Genomic DNA, 21,385 nt, shown 5'->3' on the forward strand with positions numbered 1-21,385 from the left:
CGGCGGTTGGAACCGCCGGGGCGGCAGCCCCTCCGGGAGGAACAGGCCCGGGAGGACCTGGCGTGGTTGGCGGCCCGAGCGGCACCGGAGGCGACACAGGCGCGCCCCCGGTGGGGGCGGCGCTCGCTGGGGCACCACCGAACCCGCCCCCTGATGCGCCGGCGACACCCGGTGACGCCGCCGCCGGCGTCGTCGCGGCCGGTGCCGACGGCTGAGTCGGTGCTGGCGGTGGCGTGGGCTGCGCGGCTGGAGCGGGGGCACTCAACGGCGCCGACGGAGACTGCGCGACGGGCTGCGCAGACGGCATCCCTGCGCCCGCGGTTCGGCCACCGCCTGCTGCCGACTTATCGCTGCCTGCGCCTGTCGCAGCTGAGGAAGCTGGCGATGCTCCGGTGGCGGTGCCCGCGTCTGCTTTCACTCCCGAGCCGGAGCCCGACTTCGCGCCCGAGCCCCCGCCGGAGGACGAACCCGACGAGGACCCCATCGCCGACCCGGCCGAACCGCCACTGCCCCCGCCCATACCGCCGGAGGAGCCACTCGAGCCGGAAGAAACGCTGCCGCTGGGAGAAGATCCGAGACCGCTCGAACCGCTCTGGGGGACCTGTTGACTCGGAGATGCTGCCGGCGCAGGTGGCGGCGCGGCCGGAGCCTCCCGTGGGCTCGAGGGCAGTGACCCGCTGCCTGTCGAACCAGTCCCACTGCCGCCGCCTCCGCGGGTACCGGGACTGCCCTTCGCGTATCCGGCGTCAAAATAGCGCGGGGCACTTGATTGCCCTGAACTGTACTGATTTTGCGCCTGCGTTTCCTGATCACCGGTCGTCGGCGGAACCCCCTCGCCGGGCACCTTTCCGTCGGCCCCTGGAGTTCCTGGCGGAGCCCCGATGTTTCCGGCAAGCTCTGCCGCGTTCGAGGACACCAGTTGGACATTTTCGCCCAATCCAACGGCGACTCTCGCTTCATTCAACGTCTCTGCGATCGACGGATCCGCGGAGGTGCGATTGGTTTCTTCACAATCGGATTGAGTCGACTCGGCGTTACCATTAGCCGCGATTTTCGTCTTAACGACGGAATTCTCCATACTCCGGAGCTTCTTCGATATGCCGTCGGCAAGATTCGCGTTCTGCTCGTGTTGGCTGATGATCGCGCTAACTTCACGGAGAGCAGCTTCAGACCCGCTCCCCTCCCAAGCGTCGGCAATCGACATCATTCGAGTTCTCAGATTAGGGATCACCGATGAACGAATTTCATCTCTTAGAGCCTCGAATTCGACAGCTGCTTGGCCAAGTACCTCTTCGTCGACTTCGGGCCATGCCGGCGGAACGACAGTCCGACCTCCGTACGCACCGGTGTGCCGATCGGTTTGCCACCAACTCACAGTGGCGCCTTACACGCGGCCCCGAGACCGCCGCCTAGGAAAGTGGCAATCTTCCATAACTGACCGTCGTCCGGTTCGTAGTCCGGTAGGGCTTGCGTATAGGCACGCAGGTACGAACCATAGGTGGTCAAGATGTCGGAGAGGATCGAATTGCTGGTCGCCTCGGCCAGCTTCTGCGCCTGCCATGCGTCCGCTTCCAGCACTGGGATTGCGGCCTCATTAAGTTTCCGTTCATTGGCCGTCCATTCAGCGGCTGGGACAGACGGGTCACCGGATGCCCAACCTCTTAACACCCTATTTTGGCGATCCAGCAGCGAAATTATTCCTTCACAGCTGTCATCAGAAGCGAAAATAAAGGGCGTCAGCTCGTCAGGATCCTCTGCCGACGACGTCACCGGATTGGCGGTGTAGTTTCCGGCCACGACGATCGGTACAGCTGTGCACATGAATGTCGTTGCAGAGCCAAAATTGCCTGCAACCCCAGCAATCATGGAGTCTGTGTACACATACGTGGGTAGCCGCTCAACGTACTTGCGCCAGAAAACGATCGATTGAGTGATTAGTTCCTGCAAGACTACGTTTTCAGCCTTAGGCAGGATCGACTCGAATCGATCCGCCGCAGACGTCATTGCCTCTGAAGCGCGCTCAACAACGGCGCGTTGTTCGGGCGTCCATCGTCCGGCCGAAATCGTTTTATCGATCGCGCTCCACTCCTGCGTCTCTTCCGCCAACTCATCGGCATAGCGAATCCAGTCATCGCACACCGGATCCTTCTCAGTCAGCAGGCCGACCGTCCGGTCCAGACCGGCGTCGGCAGATTCAGAAGCATCTCCGGACCGCGCCTGCCAGACCAGCAGCCCGACAACCAGCACCACCACGGCCGCGAAGACGACCCCAATCAACATCCAGGGACGTCGGCCCGAGCCCGGTAGACCGGGACCGCCCCCCGGCGGCATCGGTGGCATGGACATGCGCTATCCGACCTGGCCAGCCCTAGGATCACACCCCATGACCGGCCATGTTACCGGCCCTCCGAACCCCGCCCCGACACCAAAATCAACCACGCACGATTGAATCACCCTGCAGACGAACGGCAATGGGGCGCAGGGGCCGCTCGGCCGGGCCGGACACCACGGCGCCGTCGAGATCGAACCGGCTGCCGTGGCAGGGGCAGTAGATGGTCTGCTCGACCACCTCGTTCAACAGGCAGCCGGCATGGGTGCAGATCGCCGAAAATCCCTGGTAGTTCCCCACGACGGGTTGGGTCACCACGACTTCGCCGGCGATGACGCCGGACCCCACCGGCACATAGGCCGCGCCGACGATCAGCTCCCCCGGCTCGCTCTCGGGAGGCGGTGACTCGTCCGCGCAGGCCGCCACCACCAGCGGCGCCGCCCCGGCACCAGCCAGCAGCGTCCGCCGGCGGAACACCCGCCTCATCCGGGCAACACCGGCAGCGCGCCCGCGGCCATCAGCGGCCGCACCTCCACCCAGCCGGGCTCACCGTCGGCACCGGACCCGGACAGCTGCAGCACACCACGCTGATCGGCCACGTACACCGCCGACGGATTGGCCGCGACCGTCTTCACCGGCATCAGCAGGTTGCGGCTGGGCCCATCGGAATTCACCCCGTCGAGGTTGACGTAGGACACCGGGCTCTGCGGGTCGGTGCGGGTGACGACGATGTCGTCGCCGGTGCGCCACGACAACGACACCACGCTGTTGCCCATCCCGTAGCCCAGCCGCCGCGGATAGGTCAGCACATAACCGCCGTGGGGCGTCTGCTCGACCCCGGCCAGGACCACGCGCCCCTCGATCACCAACGCCACCCGGGTGCCGTCGCGGGACAGCTGGATGTCGCCGATCACCCCGGGGAAGCGCGTCGACACCTGCGAGGAGTCCACCGGTATCCGGGCGGGAGCCCCCGACGCGTCCTGGATGACGCGCACGATGTTGAGACCGTCGACCACCACCCAGATCGCATCGTCGAGCGCCCACGACGGCCGGCTCAACGTGCGGCCGTCGAGCACCTGAGCGGCGTTGCCGCCCAACGGCCCCACCCACAGCGACGACGCCACCTCCGGCGTCCCGGGGCGCAGCGTCACCACTGACGCCACCTCCTGCCCGCTGCGGGACAGCGACGCCGCGGTCTGTCCCGGGATCTGCCCGAACGAGCCCGGCACCCGCGGCGCCCGCGACCCATCGAGGGACACCAGCGACCCGCCGACCAGCGCATGCAATCCGGCTGCGGCGCCATCGGCGGCCCCGGGATCGGTCGCGGCGACGTCGACGGTGTCCCAGCCGTCGGCGAACCGGTCGTCGAGCGCAGCACCGTCGGCGTTGATCACGTAGGGCCCGTTGATGCCCGAGCGCGACAACGTCCAGATCACCTGCGCGGCAAGCAGTTGCCTGCTGACCGGATCGGTGGTGGACAGATTCTCCAGTTCGATGCGCGCACCGCCGTAGCCTCGGCCCACGCCGGTGCGACCACCGTCGGCGCGGGTCACCGGCCCGCGCAGCCGCAGCGGCGGACCCAGCAGATTCCGCACGGTCTTGTCCATCTCGGGCCGCGGCCCGGCGATCAGCTTGCTCACCAGTTCGGTGGCCAACTGATCGGCATCCGACACCGCCACGTAGCGCGGGTCGGGCACCACGGTCTTGCCGGTCGGGTCGACGAAGTACAGCGTGTGCCGCTTGTAGGTGGCCTGAAACTGCTGCCAGTCCAGGAACACTCCGTTGGGCAGTCGATCGATGCGCCACCCGTCGGGGGTCTTGACCAGCTCGATGGGTCCCGGGTCGGGCAGCGCGCCCTCGCCGGTCTCGAACACCCCCATGTCCGACAGCGAGCCCAGGATGTCGGCTTTCATCGTCACCGAAACACGTTGCGGGGTCCGGTTTTCGACGAACACCACGTTGTCGATCAGCAGCGCGCTACCGGCGTCGTCCCAGCCTTGAGATGCCGACTCGGTGAGGAACTGCCGCGCCGCCAGATGCCGGTTCGCGGGATCGGCTGTCGCCTTGAGGAATTCGCGCAAGAGCACGTCCGGGTCCATCCCCGGCGTGGGTTCGGGCAGGCTCGGCGGCGGGGGCCGCTCCACCGTGCCGATGGCCTGCGGCGACGACGACGTGGGCACCCCGGCGCAGCCGGTCAGCACCGCCAGCGTCGCCACCAGCCACACCGCGGTCAGCAGGCGCCTCACACCGACTCCTGCACCGGCACCGCAGCAGCGGGTTCGTCGATCGGTTTGACCGGCAACGGACTGCTGGTCACCTTGTGGCCGCGCACCAACGGCAACGTCAGCCGGAAGCAGGCGCCGTTGCCGGGCTCGCCCCACGCCTCCAAACGGCCTTGGTGCAGCCGCGCATCCTCGATGCTGATCGCCAGGCCCAGCCCGGTGCCACCGGAGCGACGCACCCGCGACGGGTCGGCCCGCCAGAACCGGGAGAACACCAGCTTCTCCTCCCCGGGCCGCAGGCCGACGCCGTGGTCGCGCACCGTCATCGCGACGGTGTCCTCGTCCGCGGCCATCCGGATGCGCACCGGCTTGTGTTCGGCATGGTCGATCGCGTTGGCGATCAGGTTGCGCAGGATCCGCTCCACGCGCCGCGGGTCGACCTCGGCGATCACCTCGTCGGACGGCAGGTCGAACACCAGCTCCACACCCGCGCTCTCGGCCAGGTGCCCGACGTTGTCCAGCGCGCTCTGCACGATACTGCGCAGATCGACGGCCTCGACGGCCAGTTCGGCGACACCGGCGTCGTGGCGCGAGATCTCGAGCAGATCGTTGAGCAGCGACTCGAAGCGGTCGAGTTCGTTGACCATCAGTTCGATCGACCGACGCAGCGCCGGGTCGAGATCTTCGGCGTGGTCGTGGATCAGGTCCGCGGCCATCCGCACCGTGGTCAGCGGGGTGCGCAGCTCGTGGCTGACGTCAGAGGTGAAGCGCCGCTGCAGGTTTCCGAACTCTTCGAGTTGGGTGATCTGGCGCTGCAGGCTTTCGGCCATGTCGTTGAAGGACACCGCCAGCCGCGCCATGTCGTCCTCGCCGCGTACCGGCATCCGCTCGGAGAGATGCCCCTCGGCGAACCGCTCGGCGATGCGCGACGCCGACCGCACCGGCAGCACGATCTGGCGGGCCACCAGCAGCGCGATCGCGGCGAGCAGCCCCAGCAGCACCACGCCGCCGGTGGCCATGGTGCCGCGCACCAGCGCGATCGTCGACTCCTCGCTGTTGAGCGGGAAGATCAGGTACAGCTCGAGATTGGTGACACTCGACGACGTGGGGCTGCCGACGATCAGCGCCGGGCCGGAGAACCCGTCGGTGAACACCGTCGAGTACTGGTAGCTGACCTGCCCGGCCTTGACGAATTCGCGCAGTGTCTCCGGGATCTGGTCGATCGGGCCGGCCGCGGTGGCCGCCCGCGGCCCGTCCCCGGGCACGATCAGCACGGCGTCGAACGTGCCGGCCAACCCGGCCCCGGTGTCTGCCTTGCGGTCGATCAACGTGTTGCGGGCCAGCTGCAGGCTGCTGTTGAGCGAGCGCGTTTCCTCGCCGCCGACAATCCCGCTGACCGTCGTGCGGGCCCGCTCGATCTCCTCGGTCGCGGCACCGACCTTGACTTCCAGGATGCGGTCGGTGATCTGGCTGGTCAGCACGAAGCCGAGCACCAGGATGACGGCCAGCGACAGCCCCAGGGTCAGCGTCACCACCCGCAGCTGCAGGGACCGCCGCCAGGCCAGGCTCAGGGCGCGGCCGAGCGCGCCCAGCCCTCGGATCAGCGGCGCCGACCGGCGGTGAATCCGCCGCCGTGACCCGAAGATCACGACGATCCTCGAAAACTCACGGCGACCGCCGAGCGGTCAAAGTCACGGCGGTCCGGCCTTGTATCCCACTCCTCGAACGGTCAACACCACCTGCGGGTTCTCCGGGTCCTTCTCGACCTTGGCCCGCAGGCGCTGGACATGCACGTTCACCAAACGGGTGTCCGCGGGGTGGCGGTAGCCCCACACCTGTTCGAGCAGCACATCACGAGTAAACACCTGGCGCGGTTTGCGTGCCAGCGCCACCAGCAGATCGAACTCCAGCGGCGTCAGCGAGATCTGCTCCCCGTTGCGGGTCACCTTGTGCGCCGGCACGTCGATGTCGACGTCGGCGATGGACAGCATCTCGGCGGGCTCGTCCTCGTTGCGGCGCAGCCGGGCCCGCACTCGGGCCACCAACTCTTTGGGCTTGAACGGCTTCATCACGTAGTCGTCGGCGCCCGACTCCAGCCCGAGCACCACGTCGACGGTGTCGGTCTTGGCGGTCAGCATCACGATCGGCACACCGGAATCGGCGCGCAGCACCCGACAGACGTCGATGCCGTTCATGCCGGGCAACATCAGATCCAGCAACACCAGATCGGGCCGCAGCTCGCGCACGGCCGTCAAAGCCTGGGTGCCGTCGCCGACGACCGCCGTGTCGAAGCCCTCACCGCGCAACACAATGGTCAGCATCTCGGCGAGCGAAGGGTCGTCGTCGACGACCAGGATCCTTTGCCTCATGGTGTCCATGGTGGCACCGAATTGCGATAAACCGGTGCTACCACACCGGGCGTTTCACGTGGCAGACGCAGAATCTTGGGCAAACGCCGCCGCCGGCCCCTCCCGGGCGCCCACTAGTGTGCGGGCATGGAGCACCGATACTTCTTCAATTCGGTCGATTCGTTCCTCACCGACGCACTGCGCGGCTTCGTGGCGGCCAACCCCGGGATCACCTGGCACCGCGACCCGGGCTTCCTGGCGCGGGAGACGCCGACGCCGGCCGGTCGCGTCGCGCTGGTGTCGGGCGGCGGGTCCGGCCACGAGCCGATGCACAGCGGGCTGCTGGGCGACGGTCTGCTCGACGCGGTATGTCCGGGCCTGATCTTCACCTCGCCGAACGCGCTGCAGATCGCCGCGGCCACCAGGCATGTGCACTCCGACGCCGGCGTACTGCACATCGTCAAGAACTACACCGGCGACATGATGAACTTCCGGATCGCGCGCGACATGGTCGGTGACGACGGGATCGAGACCGACTACGTCGTCGTCGCCGACGATGTGGCCACCGAATCCGACGACGACGCCCCCGGTCGGCGCGGCACCGGCGCCACCATCGTCGTGGAGAAGATCTGCGGCGCCGCGGCGGCGCAAGGCGCCACGCTGGCCGAAGTCGCCGCGCTGGGTCGGCGCGTCGCCGACAACGCACGCAGCATGTCGGTGGCCCTTACCCCGTGCACCGTGCCGGGCTCCGACGAGCCCTCGTTCGACCTCGGCGGCGACGAGATGGAACTCGGCGTCGGCATCCACGGCGAGTCCGGCGCGGACCGGACGGCCTGGCGTCCGGCCGGTGAGATCGTGCAGAGCCTGCTGGAGCGCATCAACGGCTCGCTGCACCTGGCCTCGGGTGACGACGTGATCGTCGTCGTCAACGGCCTCGGCGGCAGCCATCCGCTGGAGCTGCATCTGCTCTTCGGCCATGTGCTCGACGAGCTGGCCGCCCTCGGGGTGCGGGTGGTCCGCAGCCTGGTCGGGACGATGGTCACCGCGATGGACATGCGCGGCGCGTCGGTGACCGTGGTGCGCGCCGACGACGAGATGGTCGGACAGTGGGACGCGCCGACCGACGCCCCGGCCTGGCCCCGGCTGGTCGCCGCGCCGCCGTCGGCGTTGTCCGACACCACTTTCGCCGCCCCGCACGACGCGGCCGACTCGGGCGCCGAGTGCGGCTGGCTGTCGGCGTTCGTGGGCCGGGTGCAGGACGCGATCGACGATCTCACCGCGCTGGACCGCCAGGTCGGGGACGGCGACTTCGGGGTCAACATGTCCGCGGCGCTGCAACACTTCTCGCTGCCGTTGCGCGGCAGCGACGCCGAGGTCCTCGATGCACTCGCCCAGTCCTACTTCGTGCGGGCCGGCGGAACCTCCGGGGCGGTGTTCGGCACCCTGTTCCGGGAGCTGTCGAAGGCCTTCGCCGACAGCGACGACCTCACCACGGCGCTGGCCGCCGGAACGAAAGAGGCGCTGGAGGCCATTGTCGAGCTCGGCGGCGCCCAGGTCGGCGACAACACCGTCGTCGACGCGCTGCACCCGGCCAACGAGGCGCTGCAGCGCGGCGACTCGCTGCGGCAGGCCGCCCACGCGGCCACCGACGGCGCCGAATCGACCAAGGACCGGGTGGCCCGCAAAGGGCGGGCCAGCTACGTCGGCGAGGCCGGTAAAGAGGCCATCGACCCGGGTGCGCTGGTGGTGTCGTGGTTGTTCGAGGCCGCGTCAGCCGGCTAGCGGGGTGGCGGCGTCGTCGATGAGCGTGCGCTGCTGGGTGATCGACTGCACCACCTCGTAGGCGATCTGCCGGATGCTGGCCAGCACCGGGTTGCTCGCCACGGGCGCGCTCAAGGTGGCGCTGGCGCGCAGCGCGTTGGAGGCCGCCCACGTCTCGGGATCACGGGCGCTGCCCGGCCGGCTCGCCAACGCGAGCACGAGCTGCTTGCGGGTGTACTCGGTGCCGTCGACGTCGCGGATGACGGGGTTGGTCCACCAGTGCTCGAACGGGATCCGGGAGCCGCGGTCGATCTGCCCGCCGTCGCGGGTGCGGATCGGGGCGGGCGGATAGAGCCCCATCTTCGGCACGAACTCGCGGTGGTTGCGCGCCCGGGGACTGACCTTGGTCAGCGTCAGGCAGGCCGTGGCGCACGCGGTCTTGGGGCTGGGTACGCCGGCGGTGTCGACCCAGGTCAGACGGCCGCCCAGCCCGAGCCCGTCGATCAGCGCCGGTGAGTCGTCGGTGCGGTGCACCAACCTGCGGATGTGCGCGGCCATCGTCGTGGCCTCGTCGAGCCGCCCCTGATCGAATCGCTCCCCCGCTGCACGCAGCTGGTCGACCTCGTCGTCGAGCACTGCCGATGATCCGACGCGAACAGCCATGCACAAACCCCCGTTGCCTGTGTCGCCGAAGCGACTCCCCTTGGCACCGGAGCATAGGGGGTGTGAGCCGATCGCGCGCTCAGAACGCCTCGACAAGTAGCCGGCGGGCCAGCGCGGACGCCTCGACCTCGGGTGGCACCACGGCCCACCGGCCGCCCCAGTGCGCCGCGGCGAGCTGGGCGTAGACCTCGCCGGTGCGCCGCTGCAGTCCGTCGTCCCGTTCGTAGGCGTCACGGGCCCGGTCGGCGTCCTGCTCGGCCCGGCTCACCGCACGCTGGGCGGCCAGCTCGGCCGGCACGTCGAGCAGCACCTGCCAGTCCGGGACGGGCAACCGCAGCCGCCCGTACTCGAGGTCGTGCACCCAGGCCACCACGTCGCCGTCGACGCCCTGATGCAGCCGCGCCGCGCTGTAGGCGGCGTTGGATGCGACATAGCGGTCGAGGATGACGACGTCGTTGTCGGCGCGCAGACGGTCGATGTGGTCGCGGGCACCGGAGCGGTCCAGCGCGAACAGCACCGCCATCGCGTAGACGGATTCGGCCAGGTCGCCGTGGGCGCCGTGCAGCGCCTCGGCGGCCAGGTCGGCGTGCACCGACACCCCGTAGCGGGGAAAAGCCAGGCTGGCCACCGACTGGCCGGCGGCGTGGAAGCCGGCGCGCAGCCCGTCGGTCAGCGTGCGCTTGCCCGCCCCGTCGACTCCCTCGATGACGATGAGCACCGGGCGAGCTTAAGCCCGGTCCATCCGGTAGGACTGCAGCACCACGGTGTGGGCCTGCTCGTCGAGGAACACCCGGGTGCTGTTCTCGTTGGCGCCGAAGATGATGTTGAGGTCCACCCCGGTGCGGAACGGCCCCGGCGGCAGGAAGGGTTCGAGCACCTTCTGCACGGCGGGCCGCTGATCGGAGCGCTCGGTGTAATTGGATTCGACGAGGTCGGTCATCCGTTGCGGGGTGATCTCGACGACGGCGTCGATCCAGACCACGCGCACCTTGGAATCCTCGGCCAGATCGCTGTTGTCCCAGGTGATCCAGGACGCTGACAGCGGCTCGCCCAGCGGCGGGAAGATCCGCACCAGTTCCTCGGTGTCGTGGCGCACCTGCAGGGCCGGCCGAGTGGCGGTGGTCTCGGTGTCGGTCTGCTGCTGCTGTTGGCATGCCGTCAACGTCAGCAGGACACCGAGCGCCACCGCCCTCAACCAGTTGCCCACGTCAGTAGCGGTAGTGCTCCGGCTTGTACGGGCCCTCGACGTCGACGCCGATGTACTCGGCCTGCTCCTTGGTGAGCTTGGTCAGCGAGCCGCCGAGCGCCTCGACGTGGATCTTGGCGACCTTCTCGTCGAGGTGCTTGGCCAGCCGGTAGACCTCGTTGTCGTACTCGTCGTTCTTGGTCCACAGCTCGATCTGGGCGATCACCTGGTTGGAGAAGCTGTTGCTCATCACGAACGACGGGTGCCCGGTCGCGTTGCCCAGGTTGAGCAGGCGGCCCTCCGACAGCACGATGATCGACTTGCCGCTGTCGAAGATCCACTGATCGACCTGCGGCTTGATGTTGATCCGCTTGGCGCCCGAACGCTCGAGGGCGGCCATGTCGATCTCGTTGTCGAAGTGGCCGATGTTGCCCAGGATTGCCTGGTGCTTCATCGCCTTCATGTGCTCGAGGGTGATGATGTCCTTGTTGCCGGTCGAGGTGATGACGATGTCGGCCTCGCCGATCGCCTCCTCGACGGTGCGCACGTCGAAGCCGTCCATCAGCGCCTGCAGCGCGTTGATCGGGTCGATCTCGGTGACCGCCACGCGGGCACCCTGACCGGCCAGCGACTCCGCGCAGCCCTTGCCGACGTCGCCGTAACCGCAGATCAGCACCTTCTTGCCGCCGATCAGCACGTCGGTGCCGCGGTTGATGCCGTCGATCAGCGAGTGCCGGGTGCCGTACTTGTTGTCGAACTTGCTCTTGGTGACCGAGTCGTTGACGTTGATCGCCGGGAACGCCAGCTCACCGGCCGCGGCGAACTGGTAGAGCCGCAGCACGCCGGTGGTGGTCTCCTCGGTGACGCCCTTGACCGACTCGGCGATCTTGGTCCACTTGTTCTTGTCGGTCTCGAACCGCTCGCGCAGCAGGTTGAGGAACACCTTGTACTCGGCGGAGTCGTCCTCGTCGGCGGGCGGGACCACGCCGGCCTTCTCGAACTGCGCGCCGCGCAGCACCAGCATGGTGGCGTCGCCGCCGTCGTCGAGGATCATGTTGGCCGGCTCGCCGGGCCAGGTGAGCATCTGCTCGGCGGCCCACCAGTACTCCTCGAGCGTCTCGCCCTTCCACGCGAACACCGGGGTGCCCTTGGGCTCCTCGGGGGTGCCGTGCGGGCCGACGACGACGGCCGCGGCGGCGTGGTCCTGGGTGGAGAAGATGTTGCAGCTCGCCCAGCGCACCTCGGCGCCGAGCGCGGTCAGGGTCTCGATGAGCACCGCGGTCTGCACGGTCATGTGCAGCGAGCCCGAGATCCGCGCGCCCTTGAGCGGCTGTACCTCGGCGTACTCGTGACGCAGCGCCATCAGGCCCGGCATTTCGTGCTCAGCCAGGCCGATTTCCTTGCGGCCGTACTCGGCCTGCGACAGGTCGGCGACCTTGTAGTCGATGCCGTTGCGGCTGTCGGCGGTCAGTGTGGGTCCAGTCATGGAGAGCCCCTTATTTGTCGTTCGTCATTGCCAGTGGGCGCACGGATGTGCGTGGGACACCGGTAGCCTGCGGGCTCGCGGGACAGGCGCTCATGCGTTTTCGGCAGCGGCGGCGCACTGACAGCTACGGGGTATCGATAACACCGTAGCGTTCGGCGAACGGCGTCATCAATCTGGCCAGGTCCCGGGCTACGTCGTGGTTGGCTTCCGGCGGCATCGAGATGTAGCTCATCGCCAGCCGCACGATGGCCCGGGCCAGCACCCCGGCGTCCTCTTCGCTGCACCGCACCCAGCTGTTCATGAAGGACTCGGTCAGCCGTGCCGAGCAGCGGGTGATGATCGGCGCGCTGTCGGTGGTGATCAGCTGCAGCAGGTCCGGCTTGGAGGTTCCGGTCAGCAGCGAGATCACCAGCGGGTCGGCGGCCGACTCGGCGAAGAAGTCGCGGAAGCCCTGCAGGAACGCGGCGTAGACGTCGCCGGCGTTGCTGGCGATCGCGCCGTTGATCTGGTCAACCAGACGGTCGGCCAGGCGCAGCGCGTAGCCCTGCGCCAGGCCCTGCCGGGAGCCGAACTCGTTGTAGATCGTCTGCCGGCTGATGCCGGCGGCCTTGGCGACGTCGGACAGCGTGATCGCCGACCAGTCGCGGGTGAGCAGCATCTCGCGCATGCCGTCGAGGATCGAGTCGCGCAACAGCACGCGCGAGGCCTCGGCGTAGGAAATGCGCTGCGCGGCGGGATTGCTCACAGCCGCGAGATTAGTCTTTCCCGCCGCCGCGCTCGCCTGGGCCGCGGTCACGGCCGGGCGATCTCGACCATGTCGAAGTCCGACTTGGCCGCCCCGCAGTCCGGACAGCTCCAGTCCTCGGGGATGTCGTCCCAGCGGGTGCCCGGCGCGATGCCGTCCTCGGGCCACCCCTTGGCTTCGTCGTACTCGAAACCGCATTGCACGCACACGTAGAGCTTGTAGTCCATGGTTCGTCCTCTCTTGGTCGTCGGGATCGAGAAAGTTCACACCGGTTCGAAGTCGACCTTCTCGCGGACCGCGCAGTCCGGGCAGGTCCAGTCCTCGGGTACTGCGTCCCACGCTGTTCCGGCCGGAAAGCCTTCCCGCGGAGCTCCTTTGGCCTCGTCGTAGACGTAGCCGCAGCCCGGGCAGCGGTAGGAGCTCACGCCCGACCCCCGTACTGGGCCAGCACCCGGTCGCGCACCCGCGGGTGGATGTTGACCCGGGTGATGTCGCCGTCGTAGTGGTCGAGCACCCGGTGGTCCATCACCTTGCGCCACAGCGGCGGGAAGTAGGTCAGCGCGATCATCGACGCGTACCCGCTGGGCAGGTTCGGTGCGCCCTCCATACTGCGCAGCGTCTGGTAGCGCCGCGTCGGGTTGGCGTGGTGATCACTGTGCCGCTGCAGGTGATACAGGAACAGGTTGGTCACGATGTGGTCGGAGTTCCAGCTGTGCACCGGGGCGCAGCGCTCGTAGCGACCACTCTCCAGTTTCTGCCGCAGCAGGCCGTAGTGCTCGAGATAGTTCACCGTCTCCAGCAGCGAGAACCCGAAGACCGCCGAGATCAGGATGTACGGGATCAGCGCCGGACCGAACACCGCGATCAGCGTGCCGTAGAGCACCACCGACATCGCCCACGCGTTGAGCACGTCGTTGGACGGATGCCACTTGCTCTTGCCGGCCCGCTCGAGCCGCTTGGCCTCGAGCTCCCAGGCCGACTTGAACGCGCCGAAGACGCTGCGCGGCAGGAACTCCCAGAACGTCTCACCGAAGCGTGCCGACGCCGGATCCTCGGGGGTGGCGACCCGCACGTGATGGCCGCGGTTGTGCTCGATGTAGAAGTGGCCGTAGAACGTCTGCGCCAGCGTGATCTTGGCCAGCCAGCGCTCCAGCGTCTCCTTCTTGTGGCCCATTTCGTGGGCGGTGTTGATGCCCACGCCACCGAGTAGACCCACCGACAGCGCCAGACCGATCTTGGCCGGCCAGCCCAGCGCGCCGTCGAAGCCGAGCCAGCTCAGGTCCGACGCGGTGAACAGGTAGGCGCCGAACACCACACTGGCGTACTGGAACGGGATGTACAGGTAGGTGCAGTAGCGGTAGTACTTGTCGTTCTCCAGCCGCTCCATCACCTCGTCGGGCGGGTTCTGCCCGTCCGGGCCGAACTTCAGATCCAGCGCCGGCAGCAGGATGTAGAGCAGGATCGGACCGATCCAGAACGGCACCTGCGCGGCCCCGTGCCAACCCCACTGATTGAACGCGTACACCAGCGGCATCATCACGAACAGGGCCGTGGGGGCGATGAGCCCCATCAACCACAGGTAGCGCTTCTTGTCGCGCCACTGTTCGACGTCCATCTGCGGTGTGTCTTGCATCGTCACCGGATTGCCTCCTCGCTGTGAGTGCGATCACTCGTCGCGGTTGACTATACGACGCATTTTGTCGGCTGTCTAGACACAGACAGTTGTTTTGTAAAGAAACGTACATCGCCGAATTGTTGGAGGAGTAAATACCGGCAGCGCGGGTAACAAATCAGCATCGACGAAAGGAGCAGCACATGCCGGTGTTCACCCCGGACCCCGCGCGCACCTCGTGTTGTCCGGCCTGCGGATATCCGACGTTGAACGCGAGCCTGTGCCACGCGTGCGGGCCGTTCGCAGCGCAGTTGAGCACCGTCATGCCGCTGGGCGACACGCGCGGCGCCGCTGCGGGCGGCGGCAGCGGCTTAGCGCTGTAGCTGCCCGCGCTTGGCCAGCTGCGAATGCCGGCGGCCGTAGAAGTAGTAGACGACCACGCCGATGACCATCCAGATGCCGAACCGGATCCAGGTCAGGCCGGTCAGGTTCAGCATCAGCCACACGCACGCGATGATCGCCATGATCGGCAGCAGCGGCACCCCCGGCGCGCGGAAGCCGCGTTGCAGATCGGGCCGGGTGCGCCGCAGCACGATCACACCGGCCGAGACCATGACGAACGCGAACAGCGTTCCGATGTTGACCATCTCCTCGAGGTTCCCGATCGGGAACACGGTCGCGGTCACCGCGACGACGAATCCCACCAGCAAGGTGATCCGCACCGGGGTGCCCCGGGTGCCGGTGCGTGCCAGCTGGCGCGGCAGCAGCCCGTCGCGCGACATCGCGAACAGCACCCGGGTCTGACCGAGCACCAGCACGATCACCACGGTGGTCAGGCCGGCCAGCGCGCCGATCGAAATCACCTTGGCCGCCCAGTCCACCCCGTTCATCGCGAAGGCGGTGGCCAGGTTCTGGGTCTCTTCCTCCCGCAGGTCGCGGTAGCTGACCATGCCGGTCAGCACCACCGCGACGGCGACGTAGAGGACGGTGACGATGCCCAGGGAGGCCAGGATGCCGCGGGGCACATTGCGCTGCGGGTCCTTGGTCTCCTCGGCGGTGGTGGCCACGATGTCGAACCCGATGAAGGCGAAGAACACGATCGACGCGCCCGCCAGCAGGCCGTACCAGCCGTAGTTGCTGCCTTCGGCGCCGGTCAACAGTGAGAACAGGGACTGTTCCACGCCGCCGCTGCCGCGGCCGCTCTCCCCCGCCTCGGCCGGCGGGACGAACGGGCTGAAGTTGGCGGCCTTGACGTAGAACGCGCCGACGATCACCACCAGCAGCACCACCGCGACCTTGATGACGGTGATCGCCAGGCTCACCCCCGCCGACAGCTTGGTGCCGAAGGCCAGGATCGCGGTGACGAACGCGATGATGACCAGCGCACCCCAATCCAGTTGCATCCCACCCACTTCGGTGATGCCGCCACCGAAGCCGAACACCGTGCCCAGGTAACTGGACCATCCCTTGGCCACCACCGCGGCCGCGACGGCGAACTCCAGGATCAGGTCCCAGCCGATGATCCACGCGACGAACTCGCCGAACGTCGCGTAGGAGAACGTGTAGGCGCTACCGGCGACCGGCACGGTGGAGGCGAACTCGGCGTAGCACAGCGCGGCCAGCCCGCAGGCGATCGCGGCCAGGATGAACGACACCGAGATCGCCGGGCCGGTGATGTTGGCCGCGGTCGAGGCGGTGATCGTGAAGATGCCCGCGCCGATGACGACCGAGACCCCGAAGACCGTGAGATCCCACCAGCTGAGGTTCTTGCGCAGCTTGGTGTCGGGCTCGTCGGTGTCGGCGATCGACTGCTCCACCGATTTGGTCCGCCACCTGCCGTTTGTCGGCGCCGTCGGCTCCGCGGTCATCGGCCGTCCTCATTTCGTCATGGTTTCAGCGGAATGTATCCGACTACCGTGACCCCATGGGGCGGAGTCTTAAACACGCAATCGTCATCGGTGCCAGCCTCGGCGGCTTGTGCGCGTCTCGTGTGCTCTCCGAGTTCGCCGAGCGGGTCACCGTGCTCGAGCGCGACGTGCTGCCCGAGCAGCCGGGCAACCGGACCGCGGTGCCGCAGGGCCGGCACGTGCATCTGTTGATGGCGCGCGGCGCCCAGGAGTTCGAGTCGCTGTTTCCCGGGCTGCTCGACGACATGGTCGCCGCCGGGGTGCCGATCCTGGAGAACCGGCCCGACTGCATCCACTTCGGCGCGGCCGGCCATGTGCTCGGCACCCAGCACCGCCTGCAGGACGAGTTCACCGCCTACGTGCCGAGCCGCCCGCACCTGGAGTGGCAGATCCGCAGGCGGGCACTGCAGATCCCCAACGTGACGCTGGTTCCGGCCGGTGTCGAGGAGCCGGTGTTCGACGGCGACCGCGTGACCGGTGTGCGAACCGCCGACGGCGACACCCTCGAGGCCGACCTCGTCGTCGACGCGACGGGCCGCGGCACCCGGCTGCCGGTGTGGCTGCAGCAGTGGGGGTTCGATCGGCCCCGCGAGGACACCGTCGACGTCGGCATCGGGTACGCCACCCACCAGGTGCGGATCCCGGACGGCCTGATCCCCGAAAAGGTCGTGGTGGCCGGGGCTTCCCGGGAGGAGCCGGTGGGGCTGGGCATGTTGTTCTACGAGGACGGCACCTGGGGCTTGACGACGTTCGGGGTCGGGAAAGTGCCTCCCCCGAAGGATTTCGAGGGCATGTGCACGCTGGCTGACCGGATCCTGCCCGAGCATGTCAGTGGCGCGCTGCGCCAGGGTGAGCCGATCGGCGACGTGGCCTTCCACAAGTATCCGACCAGCAGATGGCGCCGCTACGACAAGCTGGACCGGTTCCCGGAGGGCATCCTGCCGCTCGGCGATGCCGTGGCGAGTTTCAATCCGACCTACGGGCAGGGAATGACGATGACGTCGCTGCAGGCCGGCCATCTGCGCCGCGCCCTGGAGGCACCCGACGGGGACCTCGCGGCCACCTTCTTCCGGGACACCGCCAAGACGACGTTTCCGGTGTGGATGATGAACGCGATCGGCGACTTCACACTGCACGGCGCCACCGGCCGGATGCCGTGGTGGTACCGGCCGGTCGGCTCGCTGTTCGACCAGTTCCTCGGCGCCGCCGAAACCGATCCCGTTCTCGCGGAATGGTTTTTGCGCCGGTTCAGCCTGCTCGACAGCCTCTACATGGTGCCGTCGGCGCGGCTGATCGGGCGCACCGTGGCCCACAACATGCGGCTGTGGGCCGCCGAGCAGACGCCTAGAAACCGACGGTCACGCGGAACAGCCGCGTAGGTTCGCTCGCCGAGAGCCGGATCGGGCCCTCGTCGTCGGCCACCCACGCCGCCGCGCCGCGCTGCAGGGTGACCGAGTCGCTCTTGGCGAACACCGTCGCCGACCCCTGCGCGCACAGCAGGATCTGGGGGCCGTCGTGGGTGGTGGGTGCGTCGATCTCGTGGCCCAGGTGCGCACCGTCGACCGTCAGCACCGACACGGCGAACTCGGGTGCCGGTGTGCGGTAAACGATCTCGGCGCCGTCGCGCAGCGTCTCGGTCGGGACCAGCAGCTCGCGGGCCGGCTCGAAATCCAGCACCCGCAGCAGCTCCGGCACGTCGACGTGCTTGGGGGTCAGCCCGCCACGTAACACGTTGTCCGAGTTGGCCATCACCTCGACGCCGATGCCGTGCAGGTAGGCGTGCAGGTTGCCGGCGGGCAGGTAGATCGCCTCCCCGGGGCGCAGCGAGAGCCGGTTGAGCAACAGCGACGCCAGCACCCCGGCGTCGCCCGGGTAGCGCTCGCCGAGCTCGAGCACGGTCTTGGCCTCGGCGGCGAATTCGGTTGCCCCGGAGCGGACATAGTTGATCGCGCCGTCGATCACCCGAGCCACCAGCACGTTCAGGTCAGGCTGCGGGCAGGTGATCCAGGTGGTGAACAGCGCGCGCAGCCCGTCGGCGTCGGACTGTCCACACAGCAGGTTGATGTAGCCGTCGAGTTCGGCGACCTCGAGGGCGCGCATCAGCTGCACCGAGCGTTCCGCCGGGGCGAAGCCGGCCAGCGCCTCGAACTGGCTCAGCGCGACGATGATCTCGGGCTTGTGGCTGCGGTCGCGGTAGTTGCGGTTGGGTGCCGACACCGGGATTCCCAGCCGGTCCTCACGTTCGAAGCCCTCGATCGCCTGCTCGGTGCTCGGGTGGGCCTGAAGCGACAGCGGTTCGTCGGCGGCCAGCACCTTGACCAGGAACGGCAGCCCGTCACCGAACCGGCCGCGCAGCGCGGGACCCAGTTCCCCGGCGGGGTCGTCGCGCAGCGCGTCGAGCAGGGACCGCTCCCCGTCGTCGGTCTGCAGGTAGGCCGGATCCTGCGGATGCGCGCCGAACCACAGTTCGGCCTCCGGGTGGGCGGTCGGGCTGGGCGCCCCGGTGAATTCGGCAATCGCGGTCCGCGAACCCCAGGCATAGGTCCGCAGCGCTCCCCTCAGCAGATGCACTCGTTTCAACCTCGAATCAACCGCTGATAGACCGCCGCCATCTCCAGGCGTACGGCCAACAGCGCAATCTGTTGCTCAAGACGCGCATTGGTGGGCCTCGTTGCTGAAGCCGGCGCTTCTTGACTCCCCCTCGTCGCCGCGACGTCATCGGGCACGTCGTAGGCGTTGATCACGTCGACGTCGTCGAACCCGCGCAATTGCGCCGACACCGTCGGCCGGTCGGCATCCGACGTCAGCACCACCGTGCGGGTGCGGGCCGGCAGCGGCCCGTCGAGTTCTTCGTCGTGGAAGATCGACGGCGCTTGTCCGCCGACCCGGCCCCAGCCGCCGGCCAGGGCCACCAGCACGTCGGCCAGCCCGGCCGCGCCGACCGCGCGGTGGGCCAGCCGCAGCATCACCCCGCCGCCGTGCCGGGCCACCGCCCGCATCGGTGCGCTGTCGCCGGCGAACACCACGTCGCGGCCGATCATCCGCTGGGCCAGTTCCTTGGCCGGGTTGGTGAAAGTGTCTCGGGCAGCGCTGTTTCGCATCGCCTCGTCGTCGAGTTCGTCGGCCAGCACCGCGAGGTCGGCGGTGAACCCGGGCGCGACGGTGGCCAGCACCGCCAGCCCCGCGGCCAGGTAGCGCACCAACGTGAAGTCGTCGGGCACCGGCACCCGGGGCGGCAGCGCCACCGAGCGTCCCGCGGTCGCGTCGCGCAGCGGGCCCTCGTAGGGCGCGACGACGGCGACGCGCGCGCCGCGGCGCACCCCGGTGGCGGCGGCCGCCACCAGCGCCGGGTCGGCGGGGTCGTCGCCGGCGATGATCAGCACGTCGAGCGCGCCCAGCCACGGCGGCGCCTCGGCGGCGACCACCATCGGCGCGCCGACGGTGCCGCCCAGCAGCGCGGCCAGCATCGTCGCAGCGGTCTCGGCGTTGCCGCGCCCGGCCACCCACACCACGGTGCGGGGCGGGCCGTCGGCGCGCAGCGGCTCGAGAACGCCCTCGTCGAGCGCGGCGGCGGTGGCGCGGACCTGCGCCCCGGCCATCGACGCGGCGCGCAGCAGGCCGTCACGGTCGGCGTCGAGCAGGCCGGCGGTGTCGTCGAGATCCACCACGGCAGCCGACAGCGACCCGGCGTTCACGTCAGTTCCTTTGTCCCCGAGGTGATCTGGGTGCCGATCTCATCGACGAGCGCGGCGACGTCCTCGGTGGTGCGGGCCTCGACGTTGAGCCGCAGCAGGGGTTCGGTGTTCGACATCCGCAGGTTGAACCAGCTGCCGTCGCCGAGGTCCACGGTCACCCCGTCGAGGTGGTCGATGCCCTGCACACGGCTGCTGAAGGCCTGCAGCACGGAGTCGACGATCGCGGGCGCGTCGGTGACGGTGAAGTTGACCTCCCCGGAGGCCTCGTAGCGCTGGTAGTCGCTCATCATGTCCGACAGCGGCCGGTGCTGTTCGCCGAGCGCGGCCAGCACGTGCAGCGCGGCGAGCATCCCGGAGTCCGCACCCCAGAAGTCGCGGAAGTAGTAGTGCGCGGAGTGCTCGCCGCCGAAGATCGCGCCCGTCTCGGCCATCAGCCCCTTGATGTAGGAGTGGCCCACCCGCGAGCGCACCGGGGTGCCCCCGCGTTCGGTCACCAGCTCGGGCACCGCGCGCGAGGTGATCAGGTTGTGGATGACGGTCGCGCCGATCTCGCGGCCGAGTTCGCGGGCGGCCACCAGCGCGGTGACCGCCGACGGGGACACCGCCTGACCCTTCTCGTCGACGACGAAGCAGCGGTCGGCGTCGCCGTCGAAGGCCAGGCCTATATCAGCTCCGGTCTCGAGCACGTAGGACTGCAGATCGACGAGGTTGGCCGGGTCCAGCGGGTTGGCCTCGTGGTTGGGGAAGGTGCCGTCGAGTTCGAAGTAGAGCGGTTTGAGGGTGATCGAGCCGATCGCGCCCAGGACGGCCGGCGCGGTGTGGCCGGCCATGCCGTTGCCGGCGTCGACGGCCACCGTCAGCGGGCGGGCCGCGCCGATGTCGACCAGCGAGCGCAGGAACCGGCCGTAGTCGTCGAGCACGTCGCGGTCGGAGATGCTGCCGCGCGGGCCGTCGTAGCCGGGGACGCCGGCGATGATCTCGTCGCTGATGGTGGTCAGCCCGGTGTCCTTGCCGACGGGTTTGGCCCCGGCGCGGCACAGCTTGATGCCGTTGTAGGCCGACGGGTTGTGGCTGGCGGTGAACATCGCGCCCGGGCAGTCCAGCAGTCCGGAGGCGAAGTACAGCTGGTCGGTCGAGGCCAATCCGATGCGCACCACGTCGAGGCCCTGGGTCAGCACGCCGTCGGCGAACGCGTTGGCCAGCCCCGGCGAGCTCGACCGCATGTCGTGGCCGACGACCACCTGGGTCGCGTCTGCGCGGACCAGCCGGGCGAATGCGGCGCCGACTTCGCTGACGAACTGCTCGTCGAGCTCGGTGCCAACGAGTCCACGCACGTCGTAGGCCTTGATGACGCGCTGTACAGCCTCAGCGGGCCGGGACATAGTGCTCCTTGGACTCCGGACGTGGTTACGTCCAGCCTAGCCGTCGTGA

General features: G+C 68.6%; 21 protein-coding genes. 4 read left to right on the forward strand and 17 right to left on the reverse strand.

Annotated features, from left to right (window positions below; all coding sequences use genetic code 11):
* The first annotated feature begins 398 nt into the window (after positions 1-398).
* The gene (locus G6N31_RS13735) at positions 399-608 is read left to right on the forward strand and encodes a hypothetical protein (RefSeq protein WP_133117715.1); all 210 of its coding nucleotides are present in this window, start codon (positions 399-401) and stop codon (positions 606-608) included.
* A gap of 763 nt (positions 609-1,371) precedes the next feature.
* Here the strand turns inward: G6N31_RS13735 and G6N31_RS13740 are convergent.
* The 5 genes from G6N31_RS13740 to mtrA all read right to left on the reverse strand — a co-directional run bounded on the left by G6N31_RS13740 (position 1,372) and on the right by mtrA (position 6,929).
* On the reverse strand, positions 1,372-2,280 hold the full coding sequence (locus G6N31_RS13740) for an ESX-1 system-associated protein (RefSeq protein WP_098005159.1): 909 nt from the start codon (positions 2,278-2,280) through the stop codon (positions 1,372-1,374).
* A 151-nt stretch (positions 2,281-2,431) separates the two neighbouring features.
* A complete protein-coding gene (locus G6N31_RS13745) occupies positions 2,432-2,815 on the reverse strand; it encodes a QcrA and Rieske domain-containing protein (RefSeq protein WP_098005158.1) in 384 nt (127 codons plus the stop codon).
* Positions 2,812-4,575 (reverse strand): MtrAB system accessory lipoprotein LpqB, encoded by a 1,764-nt coding sequence (lpqB, locus tag G6N31_RS13750; RefSeq protein WP_098005157.1) that lies wholly within the window; start codon positions 4,573-4,575, stop codon positions 2,812-2,814. The genes G6N31_RS13745 and lpqB overlap by 4 nt, the downstream gene beginning before the upstream one ends.
* On the reverse strand, positions 4,572-6,200 hold the full coding sequence (mtrB, locus tag G6N31_RS13755; RefSeq protein ID WP_098005156.1) for an MtrAB system histidine kinase MtrB: 1,629 nt from the start codon (positions 6,198-6,200) through the stop codon (positions 4,572-4,574). Before mtrB ends, lpqB begins: the two co-directional genes overlap by 4 nt.
* Positions 6,201-6,242: 42 nt before the next feature.
* The gene (gene mtrA / locus G6N31_RS13760; protein WP_098005155.1) at positions 6,243-6,929 is read right to left on the reverse strand and encodes a two-component system response regulator MtrA; all 687 of its coding nucleotides are present in this window, start codon (positions 6,927-6,929) and stop codon (positions 6,243-6,245) included.
* 117 nt (positions 6,930-7,046) lie between these two features.
* On the opposite strand from mtrA, the gene G6N31_RS13765 reads away from it, so the two are divergent.
* Positions 7,047-8,681 (forward strand): dihydroxyacetone kinase family protein, encoded by a 1,635-nt coding sequence (locus G6N31_RS13765; RefSeq protein ID WP_098005154.1) that lies wholly within the window; start codon positions 7,047-7,049, stop codon positions 8,679-8,681.
* Here G6N31_RS13765 and G6N31_RS13770 read toward each other — a convergent pair.
* The 8 genes from G6N31_RS13770 to G6N31_RS13805 all read right to left on the reverse strand — a co-directional run bounded on the left by G6N31_RS13770 (position 8,670) and on the right by G6N31_RS13805 (position 14,373).
* Complete coding sequence (locus G6N31_RS13770) at positions 8,670-9,323, reverse strand: hypothetical protein (protein WP_179964180.1); 654 nt, start codon at positions 9,321-9,323, stop codon at positions 8,670-8,672. The genes G6N31_RS13765 and G6N31_RS13770 overlap by 12 nt on opposite strands.
* Before the next feature lie 79 nt (positions 9,324-9,402).
* The gene (locus G6N31_RS13775; RefSeq protein ID WP_098005152.1) at positions 9,403-10,041 is read right to left on the reverse strand and encodes a dTMP kinase; all 639 of its coding nucleotides are present in this window, start codon (positions 10,039-10,041) and stop codon (positions 9,403-9,405) included.
* A 9-nt stretch (positions 10,042-10,050) separates the two neighbouring features.
* Positions 10,051-10,530 carry a hypothetical protein gene (locus G6N31_RS13780; protein ID WP_098005151.1) on the reverse strand — a complete coding sequence of 160 codons (480 nt, stop codon included), beginning with the start codon at positions 10,528-10,530 and terminating at the stop codon, positions 10,051-10,053.
* A 1-nt stretch (position 10,531) separates the two neighbouring features.
* Positions 10,532-11,995 (reverse strand): adenosylhomocysteinase, encoded by a 1,464-nt coding sequence (gene ahcY / locus G6N31_RS13785; RefSeq protein WP_098005150.1) that lies wholly within the window; start codon positions 11,993-11,995, stop codon positions 10,532-10,534.
* A 124-nt stretch (positions 11,996-12,119) separates the two neighbouring features.
* Complete coding sequence (gene alkX, locus G6N31_RS13790; protein WP_098005170.1) at positions 12,120-12,740, reverse strand: TetR family transcriptional regulator AlkX; 621 nt, start codon at positions 12,738-12,740, stop codon at positions 12,120-12,122.
* Positions 12,741-12,787: 47 nt separating this feature from the next.
* Positions 12,788-12,967 (reverse strand): rubredoxin, encoded by a 180-nt coding sequence (locus G6N31_RS13795; protein ID WP_098005149.1) that lies wholly within the window; start codon positions 12,965-12,967, stop codon positions 12,788-12,790.
* Between the two features lie 36 nt (positions 12,968-13,003).
* Positions 13,004-13,165, reverse strand: a complete 162-nt coding sequence (locus G6N31_RS13800; RefSeq protein WP_098005148.1) for a rubredoxin — start codon at positions 13,163-13,165, stop codon at positions 13,004-13,006.
* The gene (locus tag G6N31_RS13805) at positions 13,162-14,373 is read right to left on the reverse strand and encodes an alkane 1-monooxygenase (protein ID WP_098005169.1); all 1,212 of its coding nucleotides are present in this window, start codon (positions 14,371-14,373) and stop codon (positions 13,162-13,164) included. The genes G6N31_RS13800 and G6N31_RS13805 overlap by 4 nt, the downstream gene beginning before the upstream one ends.
* A 182-nt stretch (positions 14,374-14,555) precedes the next feature.
* Between G6N31_RS13805 and G6N31_RS13810 the strand changes: the two genes are divergently transcribed.
* Positions 14,556-14,735 (forward strand): hypothetical protein, encoded by a 180-nt coding sequence (locus G6N31_RS13810; RefSeq protein WP_098005147.1) that lies wholly within the window; start codon positions 14,556-14,558, stop codon positions 14,733-14,735.
* On the opposite strand, the gene G6N31_RS13815 is transcribed toward G6N31_RS13810, so the two are convergent.
* Positions 14,724-16,220 (reverse strand): APC family permease, encoded by a 1,497-nt coding sequence (locus G6N31_RS13815; protein ID WP_098005146.1) that lies wholly within the window; start codon positions 16,218-16,220, stop codon positions 14,724-14,726. The genes G6N31_RS13810 and G6N31_RS13815 overlap by 12 nt on opposite strands.
* Before the next feature lie 56 nt (positions 16,221-16,276).
* Between G6N31_RS13815 and G6N31_RS13820 the strand changes: the two genes are divergently transcribed.
* Complete coding sequence (locus G6N31_RS13820) at positions 16,277-17,638, forward strand: FAD-dependent oxidoreductase (protein WP_098005145.1); 1,362 nt, start codon at positions 16,277-16,279, stop codon at positions 17,636-17,638.
* Here the strand turns inward: G6N31_RS13820 and manA are convergent.
* Genes manA through G6N31_RS13835 form a run of 3 tightly spaced genes read right to left on the reverse strand, consistent with a single transcriptional unit; the run spans position 17,604 to position 21,336 of the window.
* Entirely contained in the window at positions 17,604-18,830 is a 1,227-nt protein-coding gene (gene manA, locus G6N31_RS13825) for a mannose-6-phosphate isomerase, class I (RefSeq protein WP_098005144.1), read from the reverse strand. The genes G6N31_RS13820 and manA overlap by 35 nt on opposite strands.
* Before the next feature lie 5 nt (positions 18,831-18,835).
* Positions 18,836-19,954: a TobH protein gene (locus G6N31_RS13830; RefSeq protein ID WP_179964181.1), complete on the reverse strand. Its 1,119-nt coding sequence runs from the start codon at positions 19,952-19,954 to the stop codon at positions 18,836-18,838.
* Complete coding sequence (locus tag G6N31_RS13835) at positions 19,951-21,336, reverse strand: phosphomannomutase/phosphoglucomutase (protein WP_098005143.1); 1,386 nt, start codon at positions 21,334-21,336, stop codon at positions 19,951-19,953. Before G6N31_RS13835 ends, G6N31_RS13830 begins: the two co-directional genes overlap by 4 nt.
* Positions 21,337-21,385: the final 49 nt, after the last annotated feature.

Source organism: Mycolicibacterium duvalii, assembly GCF_010726645.1.
Lineage (GTDB): Bacteria > Actinomycetota > Actinomycetes > Mycobacteriales > Mycobacteriaceae > Mycobacterium > Mycobacterium duvalii.